We start from the raw sequence: 25,751 nt of genomic DNA on the forward strand, positions 1-25,751 counted from the left end.
CCGGGGACCTCAGCCGATGCCGACACTTCACGAACCCAAGCTTATCGCTGGGAACGCCAACCTTCCACTTGCCGAAACCATCGCCCGCCGCATGAGCCTGTATCGCGGTGTCGACCAGGGATTGGTCGATGCGCGCGTCGAGCGGTTCAATGACGGCGAGATCTTCGTCGAGGTTTTCGAAAACGTTCGCGGCGAGGATATGTTCATCATCCAGCCGACCTCGAACCCGGCCAACGACAACCTGATGGAGCTGCTGATCATTGCCGACGCACTGCGCCGCTCGTCGGCGCAACGGATCACGGCCGTGATCCCGTATTTCGGCTATGCCCGCCAGGATCGCCGCACCAAGGCCCGCACGCCCATCAGTGCCAAGCTGGTGGCCAATATGCTGACCGGTGCAGGGATCGAGCGGATTCTGACGATGGATCTTCATGCCGCGCAGATTCAGGGCTTTTTCGATATGCCCGTCGACAATCTGTACGCTTCGCCGATCTTTGCGCTGGATGTCAAAAACCAGTTCAAGGACAATCTGGATGAGATCATGGTGGTTTCACCCGACGTGGGCGGCGTGGCGCGCGCCCGTGAACTGGCCAAGCGCATCAACGCCCCCTTGTCGATTGTTGACAAGCGGCGCGAGAAAGCAGGCGAAGTCGCGGAAATGACCGTTATCGGGGATGTGAAGGACAAGATCTGCCTGATCGTCGACGACATGTGTGACACCGCCGGAACGCTTTGCAAGGCCGCGCAGGTCCTGTTGGACAATGGCGCCAAGGAAGTTCATTCGTACATCACGCATGGCGTCATGAGCGGCCCTGCGGTCGAGCGAGTGACGAACTCGGTCATGAAGTCGCTGGTGCTGACCGACACGATCCAGCCGACCAAAGAGATTTTGAAGGCAAAGAATATCCGCATCGTTCCGACTGCGCCGATCTTCACCCAGGCGATCCTGAACATCTGGAACGGAACCAGTGTGTCTTCGCTGTTCGAAGACAAGACACTGACCCCGATCTACGAATCCATGTATCAGATGGATTGAGCTACAGGGGCGGCCGAACATGTCGCCCCCTGATATCTGAAATACCGATTGCGCGGATATCTGACCATGGGGCGCGATCGGCGACACAAGTGGAATCACCTCCATGACTGCCAACAAACGTATTGTTCTTTCCAGCGATCACGCGGCGATCGAGCTGCGCCAGTCCGTGGCCAACCACATCGCGCAGCAAGGTTGGGACGTGGTTGATATCGGCCCGACAACCCCCGAAAGCACCCATTACCCCAAGCATGGAAAGGCCGCGGCGCAGGCCGTTGCCTCGGGCGATTGCAGCTTGGGTATCGTCCTCTGCGGCACTGGGCAGGGTATCATGATGGCTGCGAACAAAGTGCCCGGCATTCGCTGTGGCGTTTGTTCAGACGCATTCTCGGCCCGCATGATCCGCCAGCACAACAACGCCAACATGCTGTCGATTGGTGCGCGGGTTGTCGGCGAAGGTCTGGCGCTGGACATCGTTGACGCGTTTCTGGGTGCCGAATTCGAAGGCGGCCGCCACGCCACGCGCGTGGACATGATCGAAGCGCAGGACGACTGAGCCCAATCAATCGTTCAAACGCCTGAAAACATGGCGAACCCGGATCAGGAAATATTCCAATCGTCCGGGTGTGCCACCTCTCCTATCGCGGTCCAGCTTGCCCGGATGCGGGCAATCCGAGTGTCGGACCAGGTCCGGAATACTGCGTCAAAACCCTCGGCGGTGATATGTTCGGCCTGAACCTCTGCGCGCAGCGCCGAGGACGTGTCGACATCCCACAGCGAGATCCCGATCTGCACCACGGGCGGGGTCCGAAATGCTTCTTTGAATCGAATGTGTGTGCGGCGTTCACGCGGCCCCTGCCCGGTCCACATATCGCCGCCTTCAGCAAACTCCGAGAACAGGACATCTTCACCCTGCTCAATTCCAATGGGATGGGTTAGAAACTTTTTCATCTTATCATCATTATTCTTGAATTCCCGCAACTTACCCCGGCATTTCGGCAAAAGCACGACAAAAAAACGGCCCCGCAATTGCGAGGCCGCTCAAATTTTTCACCAGTGGGCCCGTTACAGGCTCATATGCGTTCCAAGCGCTTCCATGTCGGCCAGCAGCTTGGCTGCATCGTCGACAATGGTCTGTTCGCCGTTTTCCTTCGCCACCTCGTGCGAGGCGCGCGCCTCGGCGATCAGCTCATCCAGATGCGCGCGGGTTACTTCCGCCACCGGGATGGCCTTTTCGGCCAGAACCGACAGGCTGTCGCCGTTGATCTGGGCAAACCCGCCGGTGACCAGGTATTCGCTGGACCCTTCGGGTGCCTCGACCTTGAGCAGACCGGGGCGCAGCGTGGTGATGGTGGGGGCATGATCGGGCATTGCCGTCATGTCCCCGTCCGCGCCGGGAATCTGGACCGCGCTCGCCTGAAGCGAAGCAAGGCTCCGCTCGGGGCTGACGAGGTCGAATTGCATCGTGTTTGCCATCAGGGATACTCCTTAGGCGGCTTCTGCGGCCATCTTCTCCGCTTTGGCGATCACTTCGTCGATGCCGCCAACCATCAGGAAGGCCGCTTCGGGCAGGTGATCGTATTCGCCGGCCACAACGGCCTTGAACGACGCGATGGTCACATCCAGAGGAACCTGAACGCCCGGCGAACCGGTAAAGACTTCGGCCACGTCGAACGGCTGCGACAGGAAGCGCTCGATCTTACGGGCACGTGCCACGGTCAGTTTGTCCTCTTCCGACAGTTCGTCCATGCCGAGGATGGCGATGATGTCCTGCAGCGACTTGTAGCGCTGGAGGATCTGCTGAACGTCGGTCGCAACCTTGTAGTGCTCTTCACCAACGATGGCCGGGTCGAGCAGACGCGAGGTCGAGTCGAGCGGGTCAACCGCAGGGTAGATACCCTTTTCCGAGATCGCACGGTTAAGAACGGTGGTCGCGTCCAAGTGAGCGAACGAGGTTGCCGGCGCGGGGTCGGTAAGGTCGTCCGCAGGCACGTAGATCGCCTGAACCGAGGTGATCGATCCCGACTTGGTCGAGGTGATGCGTTCCTGCAAGGCGCCCATGTCGGTGGCCAGCGTCGGCTGGTAGCCCACCGCCGAAGGAATACGACCCAGCAGAGCCGACACCTCGGAACCCGCCTGCGTGAAGCGGAAGATGTTGTCGACGAAGAACAGAACGTCGGTACCGGACTGGTCGCGGAACTGTTCCGCCAGGGTCAGACCGGTCAGAGCGACACGTGCACGCGCACCCGGAGGCTCGTTCATCTGACCATAAACCAGGGCCACTTGGCTTTCCGACAGGTTGTCGGGTTTGATGACGTTCGATTCGATCATCTCGTGGTACAGGTCGTTGCCTTCACGGGTCCGTTCACCAACACCCGCGAACACCGAGAAGCCCGAGTGCACTTTTGCGATGTTGTTGATCAGTTCCATGATCAGAACGGTTTTACCAACGCCGGCACCGCCGAACAGGCCGATCTTGCCGCCTTTGGCGTAAGGGGCCAGCAGGTCAACGACCTTGATGCCGGTCACCAGGATTTCCGACTCGGTCGACTGTTCGTCGAACTCGGGCGCGGGCTGGTGGATGGCGCGGGTTTCGGTGGCTTCGACCGGGCCCTTTTCGTCGATCGGTTCGCCAACCACGTTCAGGATGCGGCCCAGGGTGGCGTTGCCGACCGGAACCGAGATCGGTGCGCCGGTGTCGGTCACGGCCTCACCGCGGACCAGACCTTCGGTCGCGTCCATCGCGATGGTGCGGACAGTGTTTTCACCCAGGTGCTGAGCAACTTCCAACACTAGGCGCTTGCCGTTGTTGGTGGTTTCCAGCGCGTTCAGAATTTCAGGCAGCTGATCTTCGAAGTGCACGTCGACGACGGCCCCGATGATCTGTGTGACTTTGCCTTTTGCATTCGCCATGTTTCGTCTCCGGTTTTCTTACAGCGCTTCGGCGCCGGAAATAATTTCAATCAGCTCGTTGGTGATCACGGCCTGACGCGAGCGGTTGAACTGGATCGTCAGCTTGTCGATCATCTCACCCGCGTTGCGTGTCGCGTTGTCCATTGCGGACATCCGTGCACCCTGTTCAGACGCCCCGTTTTCGAGCAGAGCCGAGAAGATCGCGGTCGCAACCCCCTTGGGCAGCAGATCGGCCAGAATGGCTTCTTCGCTGGGCTCGTAGTCGAAGATGGCACCGCTGTCGTCACCCGCCGCTTCGTCCTCGAACGAGGCAGGGATGATTTGCTGTGCCGTCGGGATCTGGGTCACGACGTTGACGAACTTCGAGTAGAAGATCGTAGCAACGTCGAACTCTCCCCCATCGAAACGAGACAGGATGTCTTTCGCGATGTCCTGCGCGTTGGCATAGCCAAGACGCTTGACCTCGCTTAGGTCGATATGTCCAACGAACAGATCGCCAAAATCACGCTTCAGCGCGTCGCGGCCCTTCTTGCCGACAGTCAGAACCTTGACCGTCTTGCCTTTCAGGCGCAGCTCTTCCGCCTTTTGGCGGGCCAGCTTGGCGATGTTCGAGTTGAAGCCGCCACAAAGGCCGCGTTCAGCTGTCATGACAACCAGCAGATGGACATCATCGCTGCCCGTACCACGGAGCAGCTTGGGGGCGCTGTCGCTGCCCCCGACCGAAGCCGCCAGCCCTGCCATCACGGCGTTAAACCGTTCGGCATATGGACGCGAGGCTTCGGCAGATTCCTGGGCGCGGCGCAGTTTTGCAGCCGCGACCATCTGCATGGCCTTGGTGATCTTGCGGGTCGATTTGACCGACTCGATCCTGTTTTTAAGGTCCTTAAGATTTGGCATATGCCCGCCTCTCCCTTAAGCGAAGGTTGCGGCGTATTCGTCCAGCGCAGCCTTGATCTTGTCGGAAGCGTCACCCTTGATCTTGGGATCTTCGTCCGTGATCCACTGAAGCAGATCCGCGTGCTTGCCACGCAGGTGCGCCAGCAGGCCAGCTTCGTAACGGCCAACATCGGACACGTCGATCTTGTCGAGGTAACCATTGGTACCGGCGAAGATGACGCAGACGATTTCAGCGTTGGTCAGCGGCGAGTACTGCGGCTGTTTCATCAGCTCGGTCAGACGCGCACCACGGTTCAGCAGCTGCTGGGTTGCGGCGTCGAGGTCGGAACCGAACTGCGCAAAGGCCGCCATTTCGCGGTACTGAGCCAGCTCCAGCTTAACCGGACCGGCAACCGACTTCATCGAGTTGGTCTGAGCTGACGAGCCCACACGCGAAACCGACAGACCGGTGTTCACGGCAGGACGGATGCCCTGGTAGAAAAGTTCGGTTTCCAGGAAGATCTGGCCATCGGTGATCGAGATCACGTTGGTCGGAATAAACGCCGAAACGTCACCACCCTGAGTTTCGATAACCGGCAGAGCGGTCAGCGAACCCGCGCCGAAGTCTTCGTTCAGCTTCGCCGAACGTTCCAGCAGACGGGAGTGGAGGTAGAAAACGTCGCCAGGATAGGCTTCACGTCCGGGCGGACGGCGCAGCAGCAGCGACATTTGACGATAGGACACAGCCTGTTTCGACAGGTCATCATAGATGATCAGCGCGTGGCGGCCGTTGTCGCGGAAGTATTCAGCCATCGCAGTTGCGGCGTAGGGTGCCAGGAACTGCATCGGAGCCGGGTCCGAAGCGGTCGCAGCAACAACGATCGAATATTCAATCGCACCGGATTCTTCCAGTTTCTTCACCAGCTGCGCAACGGTCGAACGCTTTTGACCGATCGCTACGTAAACGCAGTACAGTTTCTTCGACTCGTCGTCGCCTGCTGCGTCGTTGTAGGTTTTCTGGTTCAGGATTGCGTCCAGAGCAACGGCGGTTTTGCCGGTCTGACGGTCACCAATGATCAGCTCACGCTGGCCACGGCCGATCGGGATCATCGCGTCAACCGATTTCAGGCCGGTTGCCATCGGCTCGTGAACCGATTTACGCGGGATGATGCCGGGCGCTTTTACGTCTGCAACGCCACGCTTGGTTGCGTTGATCGGGCCTTTGCCGTCCAGCGGGTTGCCCAAACCGTCCACAACGCGGCCCAGCAGCTCGTCACCGATCGGAACGTCCACGATCGAGTTGGTGCGCTTGACGGTGTCACCTTCTTTGATGTCACGGTCGGAACCGAAGATAACGACACCGACGTTGTCGCTTTCCAGGTTCAGCGCCATGCCCATGATGCCGCCGGGGAATTCGACCATCTCACCGGCTTGCACATTGTCCAGACCGTATACACGGGCAATCCCGTCACCGACGCTCAGCACGCGACCGATCTCGGCCACTTCGGCTTCCTGACCAAAATTCTTGATCTGGTCCTTCAGGATTGCAGAAATCTCTGCAGCTTGGATTCCCATTTATCCGACCTCTTTCATTGCATTCTGTAGGGAGTTCAGCTTCGAACGGATCGAACTGTCGATCATTTTCGAGCCCACTTTAACGACAAGACCGCCGATGAGGCTTTCATCCACGGTCGCATTGATTGTCACCGTCTTGCCCACACGCTCGGACAGTGTCTTGGACAGTTTTTCCATCTGGGTCTTAGTCAGTGCCTTGGCTGAGGCAACCTCGGCGGTCACTTCGCCGCGCTCTTCGGCCAGCATGTCGCGCAGAACCTTCAGCAGTTGCGGCACGACGAACAGGCGGCGCTTCTGCGCCATCAGACCCAGCGTGTTGCGCAGGATGGGGTTCAGACCCATCTTGTCTGCGATCGCAGTGATCGCGCCTTCCTGTTCAGCGCGGGAAACCAGCGGCGATGCGATCAGGTCGCGCAGCTCTGCACTGTCGTCCAGCGCGGCTGCCAGATCATTGATGCCGGATTCCAGACCTGCAAGGTCGTTGTTCTCTTTTGCGATCTCGAAGATCGCGGTGGCATAGCGCTCGGCGATGCCAGTGGAAATCGAAGCTGGTTCGGACACGTCCACCCTTCCGATATTTTGGGCCCCGAATTCGCGTGCGGCAGCTACCCCGGGGGCGTGAAGAAACCCCGGCCAGACGGTCGGGGATCAAAATCACCGGGGATGTAGCAGAGCCGAACCAACCAAGCAATACGCTATAGCGGTAACAGATTTATCCACAAATTGTTATTTTTCATTAACTTACGGCAAGTGCGACGGTTTGAACACATTGGCCCAGTTGAAAAATGTTACGAATATGCAGGTTTTTGCGATTCCTGTGACTTTTTTTCCTCAATTTTTCGCGTGGAATTGCCCGGGGTCTCAGGCGGGCTTCAGCAAGCCGTCCAGCGCCTTGATCGGTTTTTTGACCGCGTCCTTGGTCACGCTGCCGCTTGGCGGGCGGATATGTTTGCTGACTTCGACCATCAGCACCCCACCGGCCATGACCGTCGGAATCCGCTGGCCGGCCTTTTCGATCAGGTTGCCGGATTTCAACCAGAATCGCCGGAACGACGGAGGCATATACAAGGCCGAGCAATGCACCTCGGGCAGGAAGTGATGCGCCTTGAGCTGGTTCTCCAGCTGAGTTGCCGAGTACGGGCGCCCGAACCCGAACGGGGTCTTGTCCGACCGTGACCACAGACCCGCCCGGTTGGGTACTATGAAGACGGCCCGGCCACCGGGGCCCAGCACGCGCCAGCATTCGTCAAGCAACTGGTTTGGCCGTTCCGACGTTTCCAGCCCATGCATCACCACAAGCTTGTCCACGTGGCCGGTCTCGATCGGCCAGAGGGTTTCTTCGGTCAGGACCGAAACGTTGGGCATGCCTGCCGGCCAGGGCATCACGCCCTGCGGTCCCGGCATCAACCCGATGACCCGGCGCGCATCCGACAGGTAAGGGCGCAGCAAAGGCACCGCGAAACCGAATCCCGCCACTGTCTGGCCTTTTGCTTCGGGCCAAAGCTCGATCAGACGCCCGCGAATGGCCGCCTGCGCCGCACGCCCCAATGTGCTGCGGTAATAGAAGTTCCTCAGATCCTGTACATCAAGATGCATTGCGGACATCCGGTCAATCGGCTTAGCTGGGCGTAGTCTAGCAATGAAAGGGCAAAAGGCCATGCCTCTTGAAATCGTTACAATCCCGTGCCTGAGCGACAATTACGCCTTTCTGGCGCATGACGCCGTCACTGGCCAGACCGCGCTGATCGACGCGCCCGAGGCCGCACCGGTCCTGAAGGCGCTGGATGACCGGGGGTGGACACTGTCACATGTGCTGTTGACCCATCATCACTGGGATCACGTGGACGGGCTGGCGGGAATTTTGGCCAAACAGCCGGCAAAGGTTATCGGGGCCGCCGCTGACGCAAATCGCCTGCCGCCGCTGGATCAGCAAGTTACCGAGGGGGACGGTTTCGAGATCGGCGGCGAACCGGTTCAGGTTCTGGACGTTTCCGGGCATACGGATGGCCATATTGCATTTTACATGCCGCAGAGTTCTGCCGTGTTCACCGCCGACAGCCTGATGGCGCTGGGTTGTGGGCGCCTGTTCGAGGGCACACCCGCGCAAATGTGGGTCTCTTTGAACAAGCTGGCCGCCCTGCCGGACGACACTTTGGTCTGTTCAGGGCACGAATATACACAATCCAACGCCAAATTCGCGATTACAGTCGATCCCGAAAACCAAGCCTTGAAAGATCGCATTGCGGATATTGACCGCGCGCGAGCGGCCGGAAAAGCCACTGTTCCTTCGACTCTGGCCCTTGAAAAGGCCACAAATCCGTTCCTGAGGGCCGCCGATCCGGCGATTCAGGCGAAATTAGGTATGGTGGGCGCTGACCCCGAGGCCGTTTTTGCCGAAATTCGGGCTAGAAAAGACCGGTTCTGATGCCTATTTGCTCCTCTTCAGGGCCACGGTCACAACAAATGTGACTGTCAAGTGAAAGAAAACCCTTGAAGCCGGGCCACGATCAACCAAACTCTAATAGTATGAGGACATGGTTGGGATGGGGTTCCGGCCAAGAAACCGCCCCCTTCTGACCCAAGACAGAGGAGCACCCGCGTGCCTTCATTCTCGAGCACATTGGAACAAGCCATCCACGCGGCCCTGGCGGCTGCGAATGAACGGCGCCATGAATTCGCAACGCTGGAGCATTTGCTGCTGGCCCTTCTGGAAGAACCCGATGCCGTGCGCGTCATGAAAGCGTGCAGTGTCGATCTGGACGAGTTGCGCAGCACTTTGGTGGAGTTCATCGACGAGGATCTTTCGAATCTGGTCACGGATATCGACGGATCCGAAGCCGTACCCACCGCGGCGTTCCAGCGCGTCATCCAACGCGCGGCGATCCACGTTCAAAGCTCGGGCCGGACCGAAGTGACCGGCGCCAACGTACTGGTCGCCATTTTCGCCGAACGCGAAAGCAATGCCGCCTATTTCCTGCAAGAGCAGGACATGACCCGTTACGACGCGGTCAATTTCATCGCGCATGGCGTCGCCAAGGATCCTGCCTATGGCGAAAGCCGCTCGGTATCCGGTGCGGATCAGGTGGAAGAAGACGCCCAGACCACATCCGGCGAAGCCGAACAGAAAGAAAGCGCGCTGGGAAAATACTGCGTGGATCTGAACGCCAAGGCTCGAGCTGGTGATGTCGATCCGCTGATCGGACGCTCGGATGAGGTGGAACGCTGCATCCAGGTGCTGTGCCGCCGCCGCAAGAACAACCCGCTGCTGGTGGGGGATCCGGGTGTGGGCAAGACCGCCATCGCAGAAGGCCTTGCGCACAAGATCGTCGGTGGCGAGGCCCCCGATGTGCTGGCCAATACCACGATCTATTCGTTGGACATGGGCGCGCTGCTGGCCGGAACCCGCTATCGCGGTGATTTCGAAGAACGTCTGAAAGCGGTTGTGACCGAACTGGAGGATCACCCCGACGCGGTGTTGTTCATCGACGAGATTCATACCGTGATCGGTGCCGGGGCGACCTCGGGCGGGGCGATGGATGCGTCGAACCTGCTGAAGCCTGCGCTTCAGGGCGGCAAACTGCGCACCATGGGCTCGACCACCTACAAAGAGTTCCGTCAGCACTTCGAAAAGGACCGTGCGCTGAGCCGCCGGTTCCAGAAGATCGACGTGAACGAGCCTTCGGTGGAGGACAGCGTAAAGATTTTGCGCGGGCTGAAGCCTTATTTCGAAGAGCATCATGACATCAAATATACCGCCGATGCGATCAAGACGGCGGTTGAGCTGTCGGCGCGCTACATCAACGATCGCAAGCTGCCCGACAAGGCCATCGATGTGATCGACGAGGCCGGCGCGGCGCAGCATCTGGTCGCGGAAAGCAAGCGGCGCAAGACCATTGGCGTCAAAGAGATCGAGGCGGTTGTCGCCAAGATCGCGCGTATTCCACCCAAGAACGTCACCAAGGATGATGCGTTGGTGCTGAAAGACCTGGAAGCATCGCTGAAACGGGTGGTGTTTGGTCAGGATCTGGCCATCGAGGCGCTGTCCAGTGCGATCAAACTGGCTCGTGCCGGGCTGCGCGAACCTGAAAAACCCATCGGCAACTATCTGTTTGCCGGTCCGACGGGGGTTGGCAAAACCGAGGTGGCGAAACAGCTGGCGGATACCCTGGGGGTTGAACTTCTGCGTTTCGACATGTCGGAATACATGGAGAAACATGCGGTTTCCCGCCTGATCGGTGCCCCTCCGGGCTATGTCGGGTTTGATCAGGGTGGTCTGCTGACCGACGGTGTTGACCAGCATCCGCATTGCGTGTTGCTGCTGGATGAGATCGAAAAGGCCCACCCGGACGTGTTCAACATCCTGTTGCAGGTGATGGACCATGGCGAGCTGACCGATCACAACGGGCGCACGGTGAATTTCCGCAACGTGGTGCTGATCATGACCTCGAACGCGGGCGCGCAGGAACAGGCCAAGGCCGCCATCGGCTTCGGTCGCGATCGGCGCGAAGGCGAAGACACGGCCGCGATCGAGCGTATGTTCACACCGGAATTCCGCAACCGTCTGGATGCCGTGATCTCCTTCGCACCGCTGCCGAAAGAGGTCATTTTGCAGGTGGTCGAGAAATTCGTCCTACAGCTTGAGGCACAACTGCTGGATCGTGGCGTGAGTATCGACCTGACCCCGAAAGCTGCCGAATGGCTGGCCGACAAGGGATATGACGACAAGATGGGTGCACGCCCGCTGGGTCGTGTCATTCAGGAGCACATCAAGAAACCCCTGGCCGAAGAACTGTTGTTCGGCAAGCTGGCCAAGGGCGGTGTGGTTCGTGTCTCGGTCAAGAAGGGCGAACTGGATCTTGAAATCCTTGGCCCGGACCAACGGCGCATTTCAGGAGACAAACCACCTCTGTTGACGGCAGACTGACCGGAAATCAGACAATTCCTTCAAAGCCCGGCGATCCCCCTCGCCGGGCTTTTTCAGTGCTGGCAGCATAAAATGCGACGGAAAAAGACGTCTGCTGCGTGTCATCTGCAATGATGAACGCAAGACAGGGATCGGCACGTGAGCAAAATTTCAATCCTCTGGGGCGCCGCCTTTGCCCTATCCGCCGTTGCCGCGGTGGCAACTGCACAGCACCGGTTTCGCTATCACGACGAAACGACCGCAGAACCGCTGAGGTTGGTGCCCGCAACCGAAAACCCCGGGAAAAGCAGCGCCTCGGTGAAAGAAAAAGGCGGAAAAATCAAAGTGGCGGGCAATGGCATTCCTGATCATCTGGTTGGCCGGTTTCCAAACCAAGGCAATCCGCACCAGATCGAACAGCAGAAGGTCAGGTTGAAATTGCCTGCAAATCCAACGGCCAAAGGTGAAATCACGCCGCTGCAAATGGGTTGGAACTTTGGCGTGTCACTCAACGGGGTTGTGTTCGACCCGCTGGCGGCCGAGTTCTGGCATGGCGACCCCAGGTCCGGGTGGTCCTACAATGCCTTGGGTGGCGCTGTTTCCTTGGGATTGGACGCCAATTATGCCCATGTACAGCCGAATGGAAAATATCACTATCACGGTGTACCGACAGGGTTGGTCAAGCTGCTGGGATGGTCACCGTCCGAGCATTCACCCTTGATCGGCTATGCCGCAGATGGTTTCCCGATATATGCCGTCACTGGCGTCGTAGGGGGCAAAGTGACCGAAATGACGTCGTCCTATCGTCTGAAACCCGGCAACCGGCCGGGTGGCGCTGCGCCGGGCGGGCGGCATGACGGCACCTTCAACGAAGACTATGTTTTTGTTCAGGGTCACGGCAACTTGGACCAATGCAACGGCGCCTTCACCGTTTCAGAAGAATACCCTTCAGGAACCTATGCGTGTTTTCTGACCGAAGATTACCCGGTGGTGCCCCGGTGCTTCATTGGCACTCCGGATCAAAGCTTTCGCTTTGGCAGACGGTAATCGGTTTGAACCCGTCACGCGGATTATCCAAGCAAGAGGCAAGAGTTTGCTATCTTTCCGTGAGTTTCAGTTCGATCCGGCGGTTCTGTGCCCGCGCCTCGGGCGTGTCAGCCGGATTGACCGGCTGGAATTCACCAAACCCGTTTGCCGCCAGACGATTGGGCGGGATGCCCAGCGCGTCGACCATATAGCGCACAACAGACAACGCGCGGCCCTGGCTGAGTTCCCAGTTGTCCCGGTATCGGCCCGAACCGGCCAGCGGAACGTTGTCGGTATGGCCGTCAACCCGGATCACCCAGTTCAGACCGGGCGGAATTTCAGCGGCGACACTGCGCAGGATGTTGGCAACTTTCGCAACCTCCTGCTGCCCTTCCGCGGACAGCACGGCTGATCCTGTCGGGAACAAAACCTCGGACGAAAAGACAAAGCGGTCGCCTTCAATCCGCACGCCTTCCTGATCGCCAAGGACATCCCGAAGACGTCCGAAAAATTCCGAACGATAGCGTTGCAGATCTTCCGCCTGCGCTGCCAGTTCCTCATTCTGACCGGCCAGTGCTTCGGCCTCGGCTTCGAGACGCAGGCGTTCGGCTTCTTCCAGCAGGCGGCGGCGGCGTTCTTCCGAAGCGGCACGGGCCAGCGCGGCATTCAGGTCCTGACCCAAAGTCTGGATTTGGATTTCGGCGGCCTCGTTGCGCTCTTCGAAATCATCCAACAGGGCCTGCAATGACCCCAACTGCCCGCGCAGGGCGGCAATCTGCTGGTTGAGAAGTGCCGCCTCACGCTGGGCCTCGGCTGAGATTTCTTTCTCTTCCGACAATGTCGATTCGGCCAGAGCCAGCAAAGCCTGCCTTTGTTCGGCCAGGGTGCGTTGCTCATCAGCATCCACCTGCGCTTGCGTTTGCGCCTCCAGGGCAGCTTCAAGCTGGGCGCGCAATTCATCAGGGTTCACGTCACCGAATTGTCGCTCAAGCTCGGCCCGCGCGGCTTGCGCAGCGGCCAGAAGGGTCAGCGTGTCTTCGGCCTCTTTGCGTTGTGCCTCCAGCGCCAGCGTCATGGCCGTCAGCTCGGCGTCCGCATCCTGAAGGCGGTTTCGCAATGCCTCGGCGGCAGCGGCTTCGACCAGGCGGGCGGCCTCTTCATCGCTCAGTTGCTGTTCAAGGGCGGCAATTTCCGCCGCGCGTTCCTTGCCACTTTGCTCCAGATCCGCAACCAATGCTTCCAGTGCCTCGCGGCGAGCGGCTGCCAATCGGGCAGCTTCCGTCTGTGCATCGATTTCCTCGCGACTTTGTGCAAGGGCAAGGTTCAGCGCCTCTTGTTCCGTCAGCAATTGCTCGCGCTCAGTCTCAAGCGCTGCGATGTCGCCCAAAGCCTGTTCCTGCTCGGCAAGCAGCGCCGCAACCTGTGCTTCGAAATTCGTGATACGGGTCTGCGCCTGATCCAGCGCGGCGGCCTGACGGTCGCGTTCGGTGGTCAGAGAGGCGATCAGCGACTGCGCTTGCGCCAGATCGTCTTCGGCCTGCGACAGCGTCGTGTTCAACGCACCCAACCTTGCCTGCAAGCGGCTGTTTTCACGCTCTTCCAAACCCAGTGCGCCCGCAAGCGCAGCAACTTCGTCTGCCAGTGTCGTCAGTTCGTCTTCCTGCCCCGAAATGGTCTCGCGCAGAACAAACTGAATCACCATGAAAATGGTCAGAACGAATGTCAGCACCATCAGCAGCCCGGTCATCGCGTCCACGAATCCGGGCCAGACCGAGCCCTGGAAGCGTTGACCGGTGCGGCGGGACAGCGCCATGGGTTACTCTCCTTCCGGCGTGGTGCGCACCGCGCCCCGCGGCAGGGTCAGGGCCTTGACCAGCAGTTCGATATCCTTGCGGAATTCGTTCAAGCTTTCCTGACGACCCGCCGAAATCTCTTCGAGAATGCGCAGCAACTGCACGTCCATCGAGCGCAGGCGCATCCGGCTTTCGGAATCGATGCCATCGCCTGCACCGTGTTCGCGCATGTGGTCAAGCAACGCATCCTGCCCCAGCGCGACACGCTCCAGAGCCGAAGTGACGCTTTCGGTATTGGCCTGGCGATTGTTCATCTCGGCAATCACATCGACCAGTTGCCCCAGCTTGGCCGAAACCTCAGCCCGCTCGCTTTCCTGAGCGGCAAACAGATCCTGCAACGCATCCATCTGTTCGGACATGGCATCCAGCACAGGTGTCAGTACGGCGATCTCTGCCCCGCCTTCTTCACCACCGGCAAATCCGACGCGGGTGATCGAGGACAGCCATTCTTCGAGCTCGCGATAAAAGCGGTTCTGCCCGTGCCCGGCAAACACTTCGAGCAGACCAACAATCAGCGATCCCGCCAAACCCAGCAGAGAGGACCCGAACGCAACACCCATCCCCTGCAACTGCGCCTCGAGCCCTGTCATCAGGCGATTGAAGACGGCCAGCCCCTCTTCGCCTTCCTGCGGGTTCAGGCTGCGGATGGTGTCGACAATGGCTGGAACGGTTGTCGCCAGGCCAAAGAATGTACCCAGCAGACCCAAATAGATAAGAACATTGGTTATATAGCGCGTGATTTCCCGTTCTTCTTCGACACGCTCGGCCACGGAGTCCAGAATGGACCGGGTTGAGGTGGAACTGATCTGTGAGCGCGCGCCTCGTTCGCGCAGCAACGAAGCCAAAGGCGCCAGCAATTGCGGTGTGCGCGCATCTTCGCGAACGACGCCCCCGACAAAGGCCTCGATCCAGCGCACGGACCCGATCAGTTGCGTAACCTGATAAAAACAAGCGAGGACGCCGATAAGAAATACGATCAGAATGAAACCATTCAGATACGGATTGGCATAGAAAACCGGCAATACGTAAGGCAGTGCCAGAAACACGCCCAGCCCGGACAAGCCGATCGCCATCAACATCAACAGAATTTGTCGAATGGGATGCGAGAAATGGGGTCTCGCGCCCTGATGTGCCTGCGCCATGCGCGTGGTTCCCGGTATTTGCCTGCTTTGTGTCGAATCTAGCGGGATTCCGCGCGTGACGCCAAGAGTTTATGCGGTGATGTCGCGCACCCGTTGCGCCAACCACTCAAGATCATGGTCACGCAGCCCGATCTCGGCCAGATGTTCAACGGTGTTGTAAAGATATTCGTCATTCGGACCGCGCCCGCCAACCGCATGGGCGATGATCCGGGCCTGTTCCTCCAACGGCATCCCGCCGCAATACTGGACGTGGTCGGCATCGATCACATAGGTAACGGCATTGACGATTTCGCCATTTTCCAGGTGCACATCCAGCATACGTTCAACATAGGCCGAGGAAATCAGCTCGCGCTCGCGCAGCTCGTGCAGCGTACGGTCTTCGTGACCCGCCTCGACCGCAAGGGCCAAACCGGTGCAACTGGCGTTCGCCTGTTCGTCCAGTGCCAGCACCAGGCCGGGTTTTTCTTCGGTCCCACGATGGTGGATCGAGCTCATGCAGAAGGACCGGGAATAACCATGAAGTGTCGCGCGTTCGCTGCGTGCCACCGGAAAGCCCGGATTCCACAGCAGCGATCCATATCCGAATACCCACATCGTCATTGCACTGGTCCTTGCCTGTTTCGGCCTATAAACATCAATTCCAAGGCGGGAAAAAGGGCCTTTCGAATGCGTCTGATACGAGTGTTGATTTTTGTTTCCCTGGCATGGAGCGCCTATTGGTTCGTGGCCGGATATGGCCTGCGCTCTGCGATCACTGGCTGGTTCGAACAGCAGGAGGCGCGCGGCTGGCAAGCGGATTTCTCGAATGTCGCGACAGCGGGCTATCCGACCCACCACATGACCCGTCTGAACAATCCGGCGCTGGCGGATCCGGTGAACGGCACGGCATGGAGCGCGGATTGGATCGAATTCAAAAGCCCCGCCATCTGGCCCGGTCGTCAGGTATTGCGGTTCGCGGACACACCGCAACGCCTGTCATATTTCGACCAGACATCAACAATTGTGGCCGACGAATTGCTTGCCGAGCTGCAATTGCAGCCCGGCGTCTCGCTCGTGCTGGAGAAAATGGCTTTGACAGCCGGAGCCTGGTCGGTGACGGAAAACTCCACCAAGCTGGCCTCGGGCGACACGCTGAGCCTGATCATGGAACAAACGCCAATTTCAGAAGCCTATTCCATCACCGCCCGCGCGGATGGGTTTACACCGGGGGAAAAACTGCGGGCCCTGATGCATTCCGCAAGTTCATTACCGCAGAGCTTTGAGACGCTGGAACTGGATATGGTCACCACTTTCGACAAGGTTTGGAGCCGGTCCGCCCTCGAAGACAGCCGTCCGCAGCCCGTGGCCATCGATCTGCGTCTGGCCGAGATCAAATGGGGTGAGCTGCGCCTGTTCGCGACAGGCGATCTGGATGTGGACGCCCAAGGTATCCCGACCGGAGAGATTGCCGTCAAAGCCGAAAACTGGCGGGATATGATCGCAATGGCAAACGCGGCAGGAGCCCTTCCTGATCAGGCCGTAGATCCCGTCACCCGAGGGCTGAACTTTCTGGCAGGGCTGGGCGGAAACCCCAACGCGCTGGATCTGCAACTGAATTTCCGCGATGGTTTCGTGGCGCTCGGGCCGCTGCCTTTGGGCCCTGCCCCGCGCCTGATCCTGCGTTAACGGCAGTAGGGTCCGCTGCGATAGCGGGCCGTATCAAGGTGGAAATGATCCTTGTGATAGCGATCGGAATTCGGCCCCAGCACGGTACCAAAGGGGCCGCACGCTCCGCGCCAGATCTTCTTGAGCTGTTTCTGAGACGGGTTCTTGCGCCACCCGTTCAGGACGGTCACCACCTCACCGTCGGCCATTTTGAAACCTGAGATATCGATCGCACGACCCTTGCCATGTTCGGATATCCGCGCGCCTTTGCGGTTGTTGCGGGTTCGGCAGGCATAATGGGCGGCGATTTGCAGCTCGACCACGGGCCCGCGGCGTTTGAAGGTGGGTTTGACGGTCTTGTCGACCCACTTGTTCAACGCAATGGCGGTGCCACAATCCATCGTCGAGGGGCGGCTGAGCATCACTCCCGAAACCGAGGTGATCTGTACCGCATCCTTGACACCACAGGCTGAATTCTTGCTGCCCACCCGGCCAACAAGTTTGCCCTGAATGGCAATATCCCCGCAAACAGACCCTTTGCGCAGCTTGCGCCTTTTGAACAACACCTGCTGCTCGACGGACTCGGGCCGCAAATAAGGCATCAAGGACGTATCCGGCCCCAGGAGTGGCAGCTCCGACGGGCGCGCCGCCGCAGCTGTGACTTGCGGCGAAACCGGACGCGAAACCGGACGCAGGTTGGCAATATCAGAAGGGGCAGGCGCGCTGACAGCCTGCTGAACAGTCAAAGGGCGCATGAGGGGCACCAAAGACTGATCAAGGGGCGCGGCCTGAACCGGCGCGGCGCTCAAAGCCACGACCCCGATCAGAATATGCCCCCAGCGCAGTCTCATGAACTTGCCTTTCCCCGCCCAAAGTCCGGCGCATCCGTATCCTGCCCGGCATCGATGATGCCGCGACGAATAGCACGGGTGCGGGTGAAGTAGTCAAACAAATGATCGCCGTCGCCGGTGCGTATGGCGCGTTGCAGGGCAAAAAGCTCTTCGGTGAACCGGCCCAGGATTTCCAGCGTCGCATCCTTGTTGGACAGGAACACATCCCGCCACATGGTCGGGTCGGACGCGGCAATCCGGGTGAAGTCGCGGAAGCCGGCGGCCGAATATTTGATGACTTCGCTGTCGGTTACCCGTCGCAGATCGTCGGCCACGCCAACCATCGTGTAGGCAATCAGGTGCGGCGCATGGGACGTTACGGCGAGAACCAGATCGTGGTGATCCGCATCCATCTCATCGACATTCGACCCCATACCCTCCCAAAGCGCGCGCAGGCGGGCAATGGCATCCGGGTCCGAACCCTCGACCGGGACCAACAGGCACCAGCGATTGTCAAACAGTTCGGCAAACCCGGATTCAGGGCCGGAATGCTCGGTCCCTGCCAAAGGATGCGCGGGAACGAAATGCACACCGTCGGGGATATGCGGTTGCACCGCCCGAATGACGCCCCGCTTGACCGAACCCACATCCGAAACGGTGGCACCGGGTTTCAGAACGGGTGCAATTTCTTCTGCAACCGCGCCCATAGCCCCCACAGGCACGCAGAGTACGACAAGATCGGCGCCTTCGACCGCCTCGCGTGCCGTGTCGCAAACACGGTCACACAATCCGATCCTGCGCGCGGCTTCACGGGACTTTTCAGACCGGGCATAACCCGTCACTTCCCCGGCCAGCCCTGCACGTTTCATCGCCCAGAACATGGACGAAGCAATCAGGCCCAGCCCAATCAGCGCAACGCGGTCGTAAATCTGGCTCATGCTGCGCCCTCTTTGAATGCAGTGATCGCCGCAACCACACGGCGGCAGGCTTCTTCGTCGCCCACGGTGATCCGCAAGGCGTTCGGCAGGTTGTAGCCTGCAACCCGGCGGACAATCAAACCCTGCGTTTTCAGGTAGTCATCGCAGGCCTCGGCCTCGGCCTGATCGGCGAAACGCGCTAGGATGAAGTTGGTGCAGGACGGGTCCGACGGCACGCCTGTCTTGGCCAATTGATCGGCCAGCCACACACGAAGGCGCGCGTTTTCGGCCTGACAGAAGGTCAGGAATTCCACATCGTTTACCGCAGCTTCAGCCGCCGCCAATGCGGTCATTGACAGGTTGAAGGGCTGGCGCACCCGGTTCAGCACGTCGATGATCGGGCGGTGCGCATAGCCCCATCCGACACGCATTCCGCCCAGCCCGTACACCTTTGAGAAGGTGCGCGTCATGATTACATTCTCATGGGCGTCAACCAGCGACGCCCCGCCATCGAACCCATCGACAAACTCCGCATAAGCGCCATCAAGAACCATCAGGCAGGCGTCGGGCAGACCCAACGCCAGACGTTCCAGTTCGTCGTTCGGGATCATGGTCGAAGTTGGATTCCCGGGGTTGGTGACAAACACGATCCGCGTCTGCCCCGTCACCGCGGCGAGAATGGCATCCACATCCACCTTGCGGTCACGTTCGGCCACCATGACCGGCGTCGCGCCGGCCATGCGGGCGATGATCGGGTACATGGAAAACCCGTGCTCGGTATAGATCACCTCGTCCCCCGGCCCCGCGTAAGCCTGGGCGACGAATTGCAATACCTCGTCGCTGCCGACACCGCAGATGATGCGCGCCGGGTCCAGCCCATGGCGTGCGCCGATGGCCGCGCGCAGGCTCGCGTGGTCGGTGCTGGGATAACGATGCAGACTGGCCGCGCTGTCGCGCACCGCCTCTATGGCCTTGGGGCTGGGTCCAAACGGGTTCTCGTTCGAGCTCAGCTTGATCACATGCTCCACTCCCGCCACGTGCGACTGACCGCCCTGATACAGCGCGATGTCCATAATGCCGGGTTGTGGGGTGATCTTGGTCATGAGAGGCTCCGTTGAATGGGCCTCTCATACCTGTCTCAAAGGGTTGAGAAAAGCGGCAATTCCCTCATGCGGCCTTGAAGCGCGCTGTTGCCGGGTCAGCGTTGTAGTAAGGCGTGAATTCTTCGGTCCGGTGCGACAGGTCATTGACGCTGTCGATGATGAACTGAACCGTCTCTTCGCTCATCAGATATGAGAAATTCAGACGCACCCAGCCGGGTTTTTTCATTTCTTCCCCGGCGGACAAAGCAGCGTGCAGCGCCTCTGACGTTGCCTGATCGATCCCCAGCAAGCGGTGGGCGTAGGGTCCGGCACAGGCACAGCCGCCCCGCGCCTGAATGCCGTATATATCGCTGAGCATCCGCGTGAATAGCTGCTGATGCACGGGCTGGCCCGCAGTGTCGCGCACCAGGAAGGAAAAGATCGGCAGACGGTGCGCTTTCTCGACCCCAAGCAGGGTCAGGTTCGGGTTGTTCTTCCAGCCGTCCAGCGCCATTTGATTGTACTGCGCCTCACGCTGGGCGATTTCGTCCGTTCCGACGACATCCTTGACGATGAAGGCCAGCGCCGCACGAATGTCTCCGATCACGTTGGGCGTCCCGGCCTCTTCCCGGGTGGACAGATCGATGCTGTAGTCGTGCCGCCACGGTGACACGAAACTGACGGTTCCACCGCCGGGCCAGCTGGGGCAGGTCCGTTTCACGGCCGATTGGCTCACAACCAAAACGCCTGACGCGCCCGGGCCACCGGGAAACTTGTGCGGCGAAACCACAATCGCATCCTTTCGGGCCCCTTCCGGCCCCATGTCCATCGGCAGGTAGGGCCCACCACCGGCATAGTCCCAAACGGCCAAGGCACCATACGCCTTGAGCATCCGTGTGACCGGATCAGGATCGGTGACAATGCCCGTTACGTTGGACGCGGCAGAAAAGGATCCGACCACCAAATCGGCATCCACATGGGCCTCCAGTGCGGCTTTAAGCGCATGCAGGTCCACACCACCGCCCTCGGCCTCGGGGATTTCGATGACACGTGCCTTGCTTTCGCGCCACGGCAGAATGTTTGAGTGATGCTCGTACGGGCCGATCAAGACAATCGGCTGGTCAGCCTCTGCCACCCCTAGCAGGCTGACCAACCGATTGAGCCCCGCAGTGGCGCCGGACCCGGTAAAGATCACCGCGTCCTCTTCCCGAGCACCAACAATGCGGGCTATTTCCGCCCGCGCTTCGCGGCGCAGACGTGTCATGTAGGACCCACAGTAGGAGGCCTCGGTGTGACTGTTTGCGTAAAACGGCAATACATCTTGCGCCACAAAATCCTCGACCTGACGCAACGCGCGGCCCGAAGCGACGTAATCCGCATAGACAAGCGGCACGTCTCCAAGCAGACCCGGGATCAGAACGTTCTCGCCGATCAGCCCATCGCGCAGATTTGAATTGTGAGCGGTGGAACAGAGTTCCGCACGAAATTTGGACAGGGTCATGACATTGGCTCCTTACTGCTATACCAATGTGATATTTCTGGCCCGAGGAAACTTCACATATCTTTGCGTGGATTTTAAAAAATTTGTGTCATATGATCAGTTATGACATCAAAAATAGATCAAATTGATACACGCATTCTGAAAGAGCTGCAAAAGGACGCCACCCTGTCACAGCGGGAATTGGCGGATCGGGTTGGCCTGTCCCAGAATGCCTGCTGGCGGCGCTTGAAGGCCCTGAACGAAAACGGTGTGCTGATCGGATCCACGGCCCGCATCGCACGAGAAGAACTGGGGTTGAGCCTTGTGGTCTTCGTCATGCTCCGCACCCGACACCACTCTGCCCAGTGGCTTCAGGCGTTTCGGAGCCATGTTCTGACAATCCCGGAAGTGGTGGATTTTCATCGGATCGGAGGGGATTACGACTATCAGCTGAAAGTCGTAACGCAGGACATGTCGTCATATGACAAGGTCTATCAACGATTGATCGAAAAGGTCGAACTGGACAGCGTGACCTCGTATTTCGCGATGGAAGCGATCGCCGAAGGCAGGCCCCTGCCGATCTGACCGGCACTTCATTTGCCCAAAAACACCAGTGGAAGCGCGGGAAACGTCGCGATGACGGCAGCGCCATGGTCAAACCATAAAAAAGACCGCGCAAAAGCGCGGCCTTTCAGAATACGATTGCGGCGAAGATCAGTTCTTCGCGTAGAATTCGACGACCAGGTTCGGTTCCATGACGACCGGGTAAGGCACATCGCTGAGGCCCGGCGCGCGCACGAACGTCGCGGTCATTTTCGAGTGGTCGGCGTCGATGTAGTCAGGAACGTCACGCTCGGCCAGCGCAACGGCTTCCAAGACAACAGCCAGTTGTTTGGATTTGTCACGTACCTCAATCACGTCACCTTCTTTGACGCGGTAGGACGGGATGTTGACACGCTTGCCGTTCACTTTGACGTGGCCGTGGTTCACGAACTGGCGTGCAGCAAAAACAGTTGCGACAAACTTGGCACGGTAGACCACAGCGTCCAAACGGCGCTCCAGCAGGCCGATCAGGTTTTCACCAGTGTCGCCCTTCACACGCTCGGCTTCGGCGTAGATGCGGCGGAACTGCTTCTCGGTCAGGTCGCCGTAGTAGCCTTTCAGCTTCTGCTTGGCCCGCAGCTGCAGACCGAAGTCCGACAGTTTGCCCTTGCGGCGCTGGCCATGCTGGCCGGGGCCGTATTCGCGACGGTTGACCGGGGATTTCGGACGACCCCAGATGTTTTCGCCCATCCGGCGGTCGATTTTGTACTTGGCAGACGTGCGTTTGGTCACGGCTGATCTCCTTCGTTAGGTCGAAGCCCCGACGGGCCACTATGAAGGGCGTTGTCCTCTTGAGGTCTCCCCCATGACAGGCATCCCCTTGCGGGGGCCACCAACACCAATGAAGCCGCGCTTATATCCGCAATGCTGGCGGAGTCAACACAGCATTCCGCAAAGTTCAGAAAAACGATCAGGGCAGACAGCCACCGGACCCGGCAGCGCGCCGAAACCGTCTGGCGGCGCCTTGAAATCCTAGTTTGAGACCGGGAAAGAAACTACCGTCGCGCCGCTTTTCGCGGCGGGGTTTGGAATCATCGCAAGCTCGGTCACTTCGACAATCCAGAACTCTTCGTCCCGTGGGGGGCAAACGCCTTCGAACACGAGAGCCCTCGACGTATCGTTGCCATCGGCAACAAGCTTGGCAGAGAACTTCTGCGCACCGTTGGTAAGGGTAAGGGTTCCGGCCACGTGGCCTGGAATGTCACGGACAATTGGAAAGTGGCTGTTCACCTGGCTGGCAGCGCCCCCGACATTTCCTATTCTTCCGATTCTTTGCTCGGCAGCCTCGCTCATGACGATTGCTTGACCACGCCATGACCATGCCGATCCGATCGCCAAACAGGAAAGAGGAGCGTCTTCAAGCCCGTCAATTTCCGTCTGACACCAGGAAATAGCTATTTGACCGTTTGTTCCGGCTCTCATCTGCCCACTCGCACTTACAACACCCCAACACTTAATTTTATCCTTATCAGCACAAATTCCGGCGGAAAAGAGACAGAACTGCAGCAATCACAAGATTGTTGTTAATGTGACTCAATATTTGGCGCCATCCGTCAGGGGTGACGGCCCGTCGATGACGGTTGTGGTCAGCGATGGCTGAAACCGATGCCAGATATCAATTCCAATTCATCGGAGAACGTGTGGAACGCTGTCCCGACAACTGCGGGTACAACGCTCAGAGCAACGGGGGCAGTGTTCCGGATTTCCGTCAGCCGCGCGCCCAAGAACGGTTTCCTGAGATAAGGCTCTCATCAAATCAGGCCGCAAAAGCACGCGGGTCCTGAGCGTCAACGGGCTGAAGGGCCTTTGTTTGAGTCAATTTTCAAATGGCGCAGGAAATTCATCCATGTCACCCTCGGGTTGCCGGGATCACCGGTACGCTATTGCCAACGGAAGCCTGACTCCGACAGTTGTCTTTGAACCCGCCCGGGATAGTCGGATACGATTGCGTCCACGCCCAGATCGATCATCCTGCCGATATCTTCGTGTTCGTTGACTGTCCACACGACGACGCACAGGCCCAGCTCTTTTGCGCGCGTGACGTTTTCGGGTGTTACATCCGCAAAGTACGGGCACCACAGCGAACCGCCAGCCTGCTTTACCAAGTTTGGAATTTCGTCGCGATGGCCACGAAAGTCCGGGCAAACGGATTTTGAGGAATCCTCGCCAACATCGTCGGCATTGTCCGGAAGTTGCGTCAGGTAGGATGAAGGCATATCCGGAGCTTGCCTCTGACACTCCGCCAACAGGTTCCAATCAAAACTGTGAAGCACCGCGCGCGAAGATAAACCCTTGCCGCGAACATCCCGAAGTACTCGGCGGACAAAGTTCTCTCGGTACAGCGCATCATGGGCCAGGTCGGGGTCCGACTTCAGCTCGAGCATCAGATGGGCATCACGGTATTTCGGGTCATCGACCAAATCCAGCAGATCCAACAGCCTTGGAACACGAACATCGTCTATTTGCGCCTGATCCGGGAAACGTTGGCCATAGGCGGAATGCCCGTCCAGACGCCCGATATCGAATTGTCGGATCTGTTCGTAAGTCAGCGAGGATACTTTCGGCTCTTCCCCGGCCAGAAACAGGCCATTGCCATCGCGGAAACTGGCCGAATGCAGGCGATGATTGTGCGTAATGACCGGCACTTCGTCGGCTGTCAGGACAACGTCAAACTCAAGAAGCGGGACGCCGATGGAAAGTGAAAAGTCAAAGCCGATCATGCTGTTTTCAGGCAACACGCCCCGTGCCCCACGATGCCCCACGACCCGAATCAGGTTCTCCCCACCGCGAAAGGCCTCAACCTGTTGAAACGCCATCAGCCTTCCAGCCTTTTGCCTGTCGCGTGGTCAAACAAATGCATGTTCTCCGGTGCCACCGAGAACCGCATAATCGGATGGCGACCTTCGATCGGGTGAACACCGGGAAGGCTTGCCGTGATCGCGCTTTCAGAGCCCGACAGGTGACCGTGCAGCAACGTGTTGGCCCCAAGCGGTTCAGCCATCTGAATCGCGGCTTCAAGCGGGCCATTGTCATCCAACAACAGGTGCTCTGGTCTTATTCCAAGCTTCACGGCGCAGTCCGAACCCCCAGAGGGGCCGACTTCGACTTCTCCGATCTTGACCGCCCCGTTTTCGCGCCGTGCTGCGAATATGTTCATTGCCGGGCTGCCGATGAACTGCGCGGCGAACAGCGTCTGCGGAGATTCATAGACCTCGAGCGGCGTGCCGATCTGTTCGGCGATGCCGCCGTTCATCACGATCATCCTGTCCGCCATCGTCATTGCTTCGACCTGGTCATGCGTGACGTAAAGTGACGTGATCCCAAGTTTTTCCTGAAGTTCGCGTATTTCCAGACGCATCTGAACACGAAGCTTGGCATCGAGGTTCGAGAGCGGCTCGTCAAACAGGAAAACAGCGGGCTCGCGGACAATAGCCCGGCCCATCGCGACCCTCTGGCGCTGACCGCCGGACAACTGCCTGGGCTTGCGATCCAGCAAAGGTTCAAGCTGCAACAGCTTAGCCGCCTGGGTCACCTTTTGATCGATCTGAGCCTTGGGCAGCCCCGCGATCTTGAGGCCATACCCCATGTTCTGACGCACGGACATATGTGGGTAGAGCGCGTAGTTCTGGAACACCATGGCGATGTCGCGATCCATGGGCTCTTTGTCATTGGCGCGTTCACCGCCGATCCGGATTTCCCCGGACGTGACCGTTTCCAGCCCCGCCACCATCCGCAGCAATGTGGACTTGCCGCAGCCTGACGGGCCGACGATCACGATGAACTCTCCATCGGCGATATCGACATCAACGCCGTGGATCACATCCGTCGGGCCAAAGCTCTTTTTGACATTCTCTAGAGTAACTGTTGCCATTTC

Annotated in this window: 25 protein-coding genes; 7 read left to right on the forward strand and 18 right to left on the reverse strand. The window is 59.0% G+C overall.

All coding sequences use genetic code 11. The features are described 5' to 3' along the window. The first annotated feature begins 16 nt into the window (after positions 1 to 16). Entirely contained in the window at positions 17 to 1,036 is a 1,020-nt protein-coding gene (locus tag GOW60_RS08825) for a ribose-phosphate pyrophosphokinase (protein ID WP_152459007.1), read from the forward strand. A 103-nt stretch (positions 1,037 to 1,139) separates the two neighbouring features. Then, positions 1,140 to 1,589 (forward strand): ribose 5-phosphate isomerase B, encoded by a 450-nt coding sequence (gene rpiB, locus GOW60_RS08830; RefSeq protein WP_152459008.1) that lies wholly within the window; start codon positions 1,140 to 1,142, stop codon positions 1,587 to 1,589. A 44-nt stretch (positions 1,590 to 1,633) separates the two neighbouring features. Here rpiB and GOW60_RS08835 read toward each other — a convergent pair whose 3' ends face one another. The 7 genes from GOW60_RS08835 to GOW60_RS08865 form a co-directional block, all read right to left on the reverse strand. Further along, a complete protein-coding gene (locus tag GOW60_RS08835) occupies positions 1,634 to 1,984 on the reverse strand; it encodes an H-type lectin domain-containing protein (RefSeq protein ID WP_152459009.1) in 351 nt (116 codons plus the stop codon). A gap of 114 nt (positions 1,985 to 2,098) precedes the next feature. Continuing rightward, positions 2,099 to 2,509 carry a F0F1 ATP synthase subunit epsilon gene (locus GOW60_RS08840; protein WP_171168948.1) on the reverse strand — a complete coding sequence of 137 codons (411 nt, stop codon included), beginning with the start codon at positions 2,507 to 2,509 and terminating at the stop codon, positions 2,099 to 2,101. Between the two features lie 12 nt (positions 2,510 to 2,521). Further along, a complete protein-coding gene (gene atpD / locus GOW60_RS08845) occupies positions 2,522 to 3,946 on the reverse strand; it encodes a F0F1 ATP synthase subunit beta (RefSeq protein ID WP_152459011.1) in 1,425 nt (474 codons plus the stop codon). Between the two features lie 18 nt (positions 3,947 to 3,964). Next, positions 3,965 to 4,843 carry a F0F1 ATP synthase subunit gamma gene (locus tag GOW60_RS08850; protein ID WP_171118815.1) on the reverse strand — a complete coding sequence of 293 codons (879 nt, stop codon included), beginning with the start codon at positions 4,841 to 4,843 and terminating at the stop codon, positions 3,965 to 3,967. A 15-nt stretch (positions 4,844 to 4,858) separates the two neighbouring features. Continuing rightward, positions 4,859 to 6,397 carry a F0F1 ATP synthase subunit alpha gene (atpA, locus tag GOW60_RS08855; protein WP_152459013.1) on the reverse strand — a complete coding sequence of 513 codons (1,539 nt, stop codon included), beginning with the start codon at positions 6,395 to 6,397 and terminating at the stop codon, positions 4,859 to 4,861. Next, the gene (locus GOW60_RS08860; RefSeq protein WP_171118817.1) at positions 6,398 to 6,958 is read right to left on the reverse strand and encodes a F0F1 ATP synthase subunit delta; all 561 of its coding nucleotides are present in this window, start codon (positions 6,956 to 6,958) and stop codon (positions 6,398 to 6,400) included. A gap of 300 nt (positions 6,959 to 7,258) precedes the next feature. Beyond that, complete coding sequence (locus GOW60_RS08865; RefSeq protein ID WP_171229009.1) at positions 7,259 to 7,993, reverse strand: class I SAM-dependent methyltransferase; 735 nt, start codon at positions 7,991 to 7,993, stop codon at positions 7,259 to 7,261. Between the two features lie 61 nt (positions 7,994 to 8,054). Between GOW60_RS08865 and gloB the strand changes: the two genes are divergently transcribed. The 3 genes from gloB to GOW60_RS21115 all read left to right on the forward strand — a co-directional run bounded on the left by gloB (position 8,055) and on the right by GOW60_RS21115 (position 12,347). Then, complete coding sequence (gene gloB, locus GOW60_RS08870) at positions 8,055 to 8,822, forward strand: hydroxyacylglutathione hydrolase (RefSeq protein WP_171229010.1); 768 nt, start codon at positions 8,055 to 8,057, stop codon at positions 8,820 to 8,822. Positions 8,823 to 8,996: 174 nt separating this feature from the next. After that, on the forward strand, positions 8,997 to 11,321 hold the full coding sequence (gene clpA / locus GOW60_RS08875) for an ATP-dependent Clp protease ATP-binding subunit ClpA (RefSeq protein WP_170346036.1): 2,325 nt from the start codon (positions 8,997 to 8,999) through the stop codon (positions 11,319 to 11,321). Positions 11,322 to 11,459: 138 nt separating this feature from the next. After that, positions 11,460 to 12,347: a YHYH protein gene (locus tag GOW60_RS21115; protein ID WP_171229011.1), complete on the forward strand. Its 888-nt coding sequence runs from the start codon at positions 11,460 to 11,462 to the stop codon at positions 12,345 to 12,347. 49 nt (positions 12,348 to 12,396) lie between these two features. Here the strand turns inward: GOW60_RS21115 and GOW60_RS08885 are convergent, their stop codons facing one another. From GOW60_RS08885 to GOW60_RS08895, 3 genes are all read right to left on the reverse strand, one after another. Then, positions 12,397 to 14,139: a peptidoglycan -binding protein gene (locus tag GOW60_RS08885; protein ID WP_171229012.1), complete on the reverse strand. Its 1,743-nt coding sequence runs from the start codon at positions 14,137 to 14,139 to the stop codon at positions 12,397 to 12,399. A gap of 3 nt (positions 14,140 to 14,142) precedes the next feature. After that, positions 14,143 to 15,321, reverse strand: a complete 1,179-nt coding sequence (locus GOW60_RS08890; protein ID WP_171229013.1) for a biopolymer transporter ExbB — start codon at positions 15,319 to 15,321, stop codon at positions 14,143 to 14,145. Positions 15,322 to 15,390: 69 nt separating this feature from the next. Next, on the reverse strand, positions 15,391 to 15,921 hold the full coding sequence (locus GOW60_RS08895) for a gamma-glutamylcyclotransferase (protein ID WP_171229014.1): 531 nt from the start codon (positions 15,919 to 15,921) through the stop codon (positions 15,391 to 15,393). A gap of 66 nt (positions 15,922 to 15,987) precedes the next feature. On the opposite strand from GOW60_RS08895, the gene GOW60_RS08900 reads away from it, so the two are divergent. After that, a complete protein-coding gene (locus GOW60_RS08900) occupies positions 15,988 to 16,986 on the forward strand; it encodes a DUF2125 domain-containing protein (RefSeq protein ID WP_171229015.1) in 999 nt (332 codons plus the stop codon). Here the strand turns inward: GOW60_RS08900 and GOW60_RS08905 are convergent. The 4 genes from GOW60_RS08905 to GOW60_RS08920 form a co-directional block, all read right to left on the reverse strand. Then, positions 16,983 to 17,816: an extensin family protein gene (locus GOW60_RS08905; protein ID WP_171229016.1), complete on the reverse strand. Its 834-nt coding sequence runs from the start codon at positions 17,814 to 17,816 to the stop codon at positions 16,983 to 16,985. The two genes, GOW60_RS08900 and GOW60_RS08905, sit on opposite strands and share 4 nt — an antisense overlap. Next, positions 17,813 to 18,733, reverse strand: a complete 921-nt coding sequence (locus GOW60_RS08910; RefSeq protein WP_171229017.1) for a prephenate/arogenate dehydrogenase family protein — start codon at positions 18,731 to 18,733, stop codon at positions 17,813 to 17,815. The genes GOW60_RS08905 and GOW60_RS08910 overlap by 4 nt, the downstream gene beginning before the upstream one ends. Beyond that, positions 18,730 to 19,815: a histidinol-phosphate transaminase gene (gene hisC / locus GOW60_RS08915; RefSeq protein ID WP_171229018.1), complete on the reverse strand. Its 1,086-nt coding sequence runs from the start codon at positions 19,813 to 19,815 to the stop codon at positions 18,730 to 18,732. The genes GOW60_RS08910 and hisC overlap by 4 nt, the downstream gene beginning before the upstream one ends. A gap of 64 nt (positions 19,816 to 19,879) precedes the next feature. Further along, a complete protein-coding gene (locus GOW60_RS08920; RefSeq protein WP_171229019.1) occupies positions 19,880 to 21,295 on the reverse strand; it encodes an aminotransferase class V-fold PLP-dependent enzyme in 1,416 nt (471 codons plus the stop codon). Positions 21,296 to 21,397: 102 nt separating this feature from the next. On the opposite strand from GOW60_RS08920, the gene GOW60_RS08925 reads away from it, so the two are divergent. Continuing rightward, positions 21,398 to 21,859 (forward strand): Lrp/AsnC family transcriptional regulator, encoded by a 462-nt coding sequence (locus tag GOW60_RS08925; RefSeq protein ID WP_152459027.1) that lies wholly within the window; start codon positions 21,398 to 21,400, stop codon positions 21,857 to 21,859. A 129-nt stretch (positions 21,860 to 21,988) separates the two neighbouring features. Here the strand turns inward: GOW60_RS08925 and rpsD are convergent, their stop codons facing one another. The 4 genes from rpsD to GOW60_RS08945 all read right to left on the reverse strand — a co-directional run bounded on the left by rpsD (position 21,989) and on the right by GOW60_RS08945 (position 25,748). Further along, positions 21,989 to 22,609, reverse strand: coding sequence for a 30S ribosomal protein S4 (gene rpsD, locus GOW60_RS08930; protein ID WP_152459028.1), 621 nt, complete (start codon positions 22,607 to 22,609; stop codon positions 21,989 to 21,991). Positions 22,610 to 22,849: 240 nt separating this feature from the next. Next, the gene (locus GOW60_RS08935; RefSeq protein ID WP_171229020.1) at positions 22,850 to 23,386 is read right to left on the reverse strand and encodes a hypothetical protein; all 537 of its coding nucleotides are present in this window, start codon (positions 23,384 to 23,386) and stop codon (positions 22,850 to 22,852) included. A 371-nt stretch (positions 23,387 to 23,757) separates the two neighbouring features. After that, the gene (locus tag GOW60_RS08940) at positions 23,758 to 24,693 is read right to left on the reverse strand and encodes a glycerophosphodiester phosphodiesterase family protein (RefSeq protein WP_254443867.1); all 936 of its coding nucleotides are present in this window, start codon (positions 24,691 to 24,693) and stop codon (positions 23,758 to 23,760) included. Continuing rightward, a complete protein-coding gene (locus GOW60_RS08945) occupies positions 24,693 to 25,748 on the reverse strand; it encodes a sn-glycerol-3-phosphate import ATP-binding protein UgpC (protein ID WP_171229021.1) in 1,056 nt (351 codons plus the stop codon). The genes GOW60_RS08940 and GOW60_RS08945 overlap by 1 nt, the downstream gene beginning before the upstream one ends. Positions 25,749 to 25,751 lie beyond the last annotated feature (3 nt).

The organism is Ruegeria sp. HKCCA4008 (assembly GCF_013033125.1).
Lineage (GTDB): Bacteria > Pseudomonadota > Alphaproteobacteria > Rhodobacterales > Rhodobacteraceae > Ruegeria.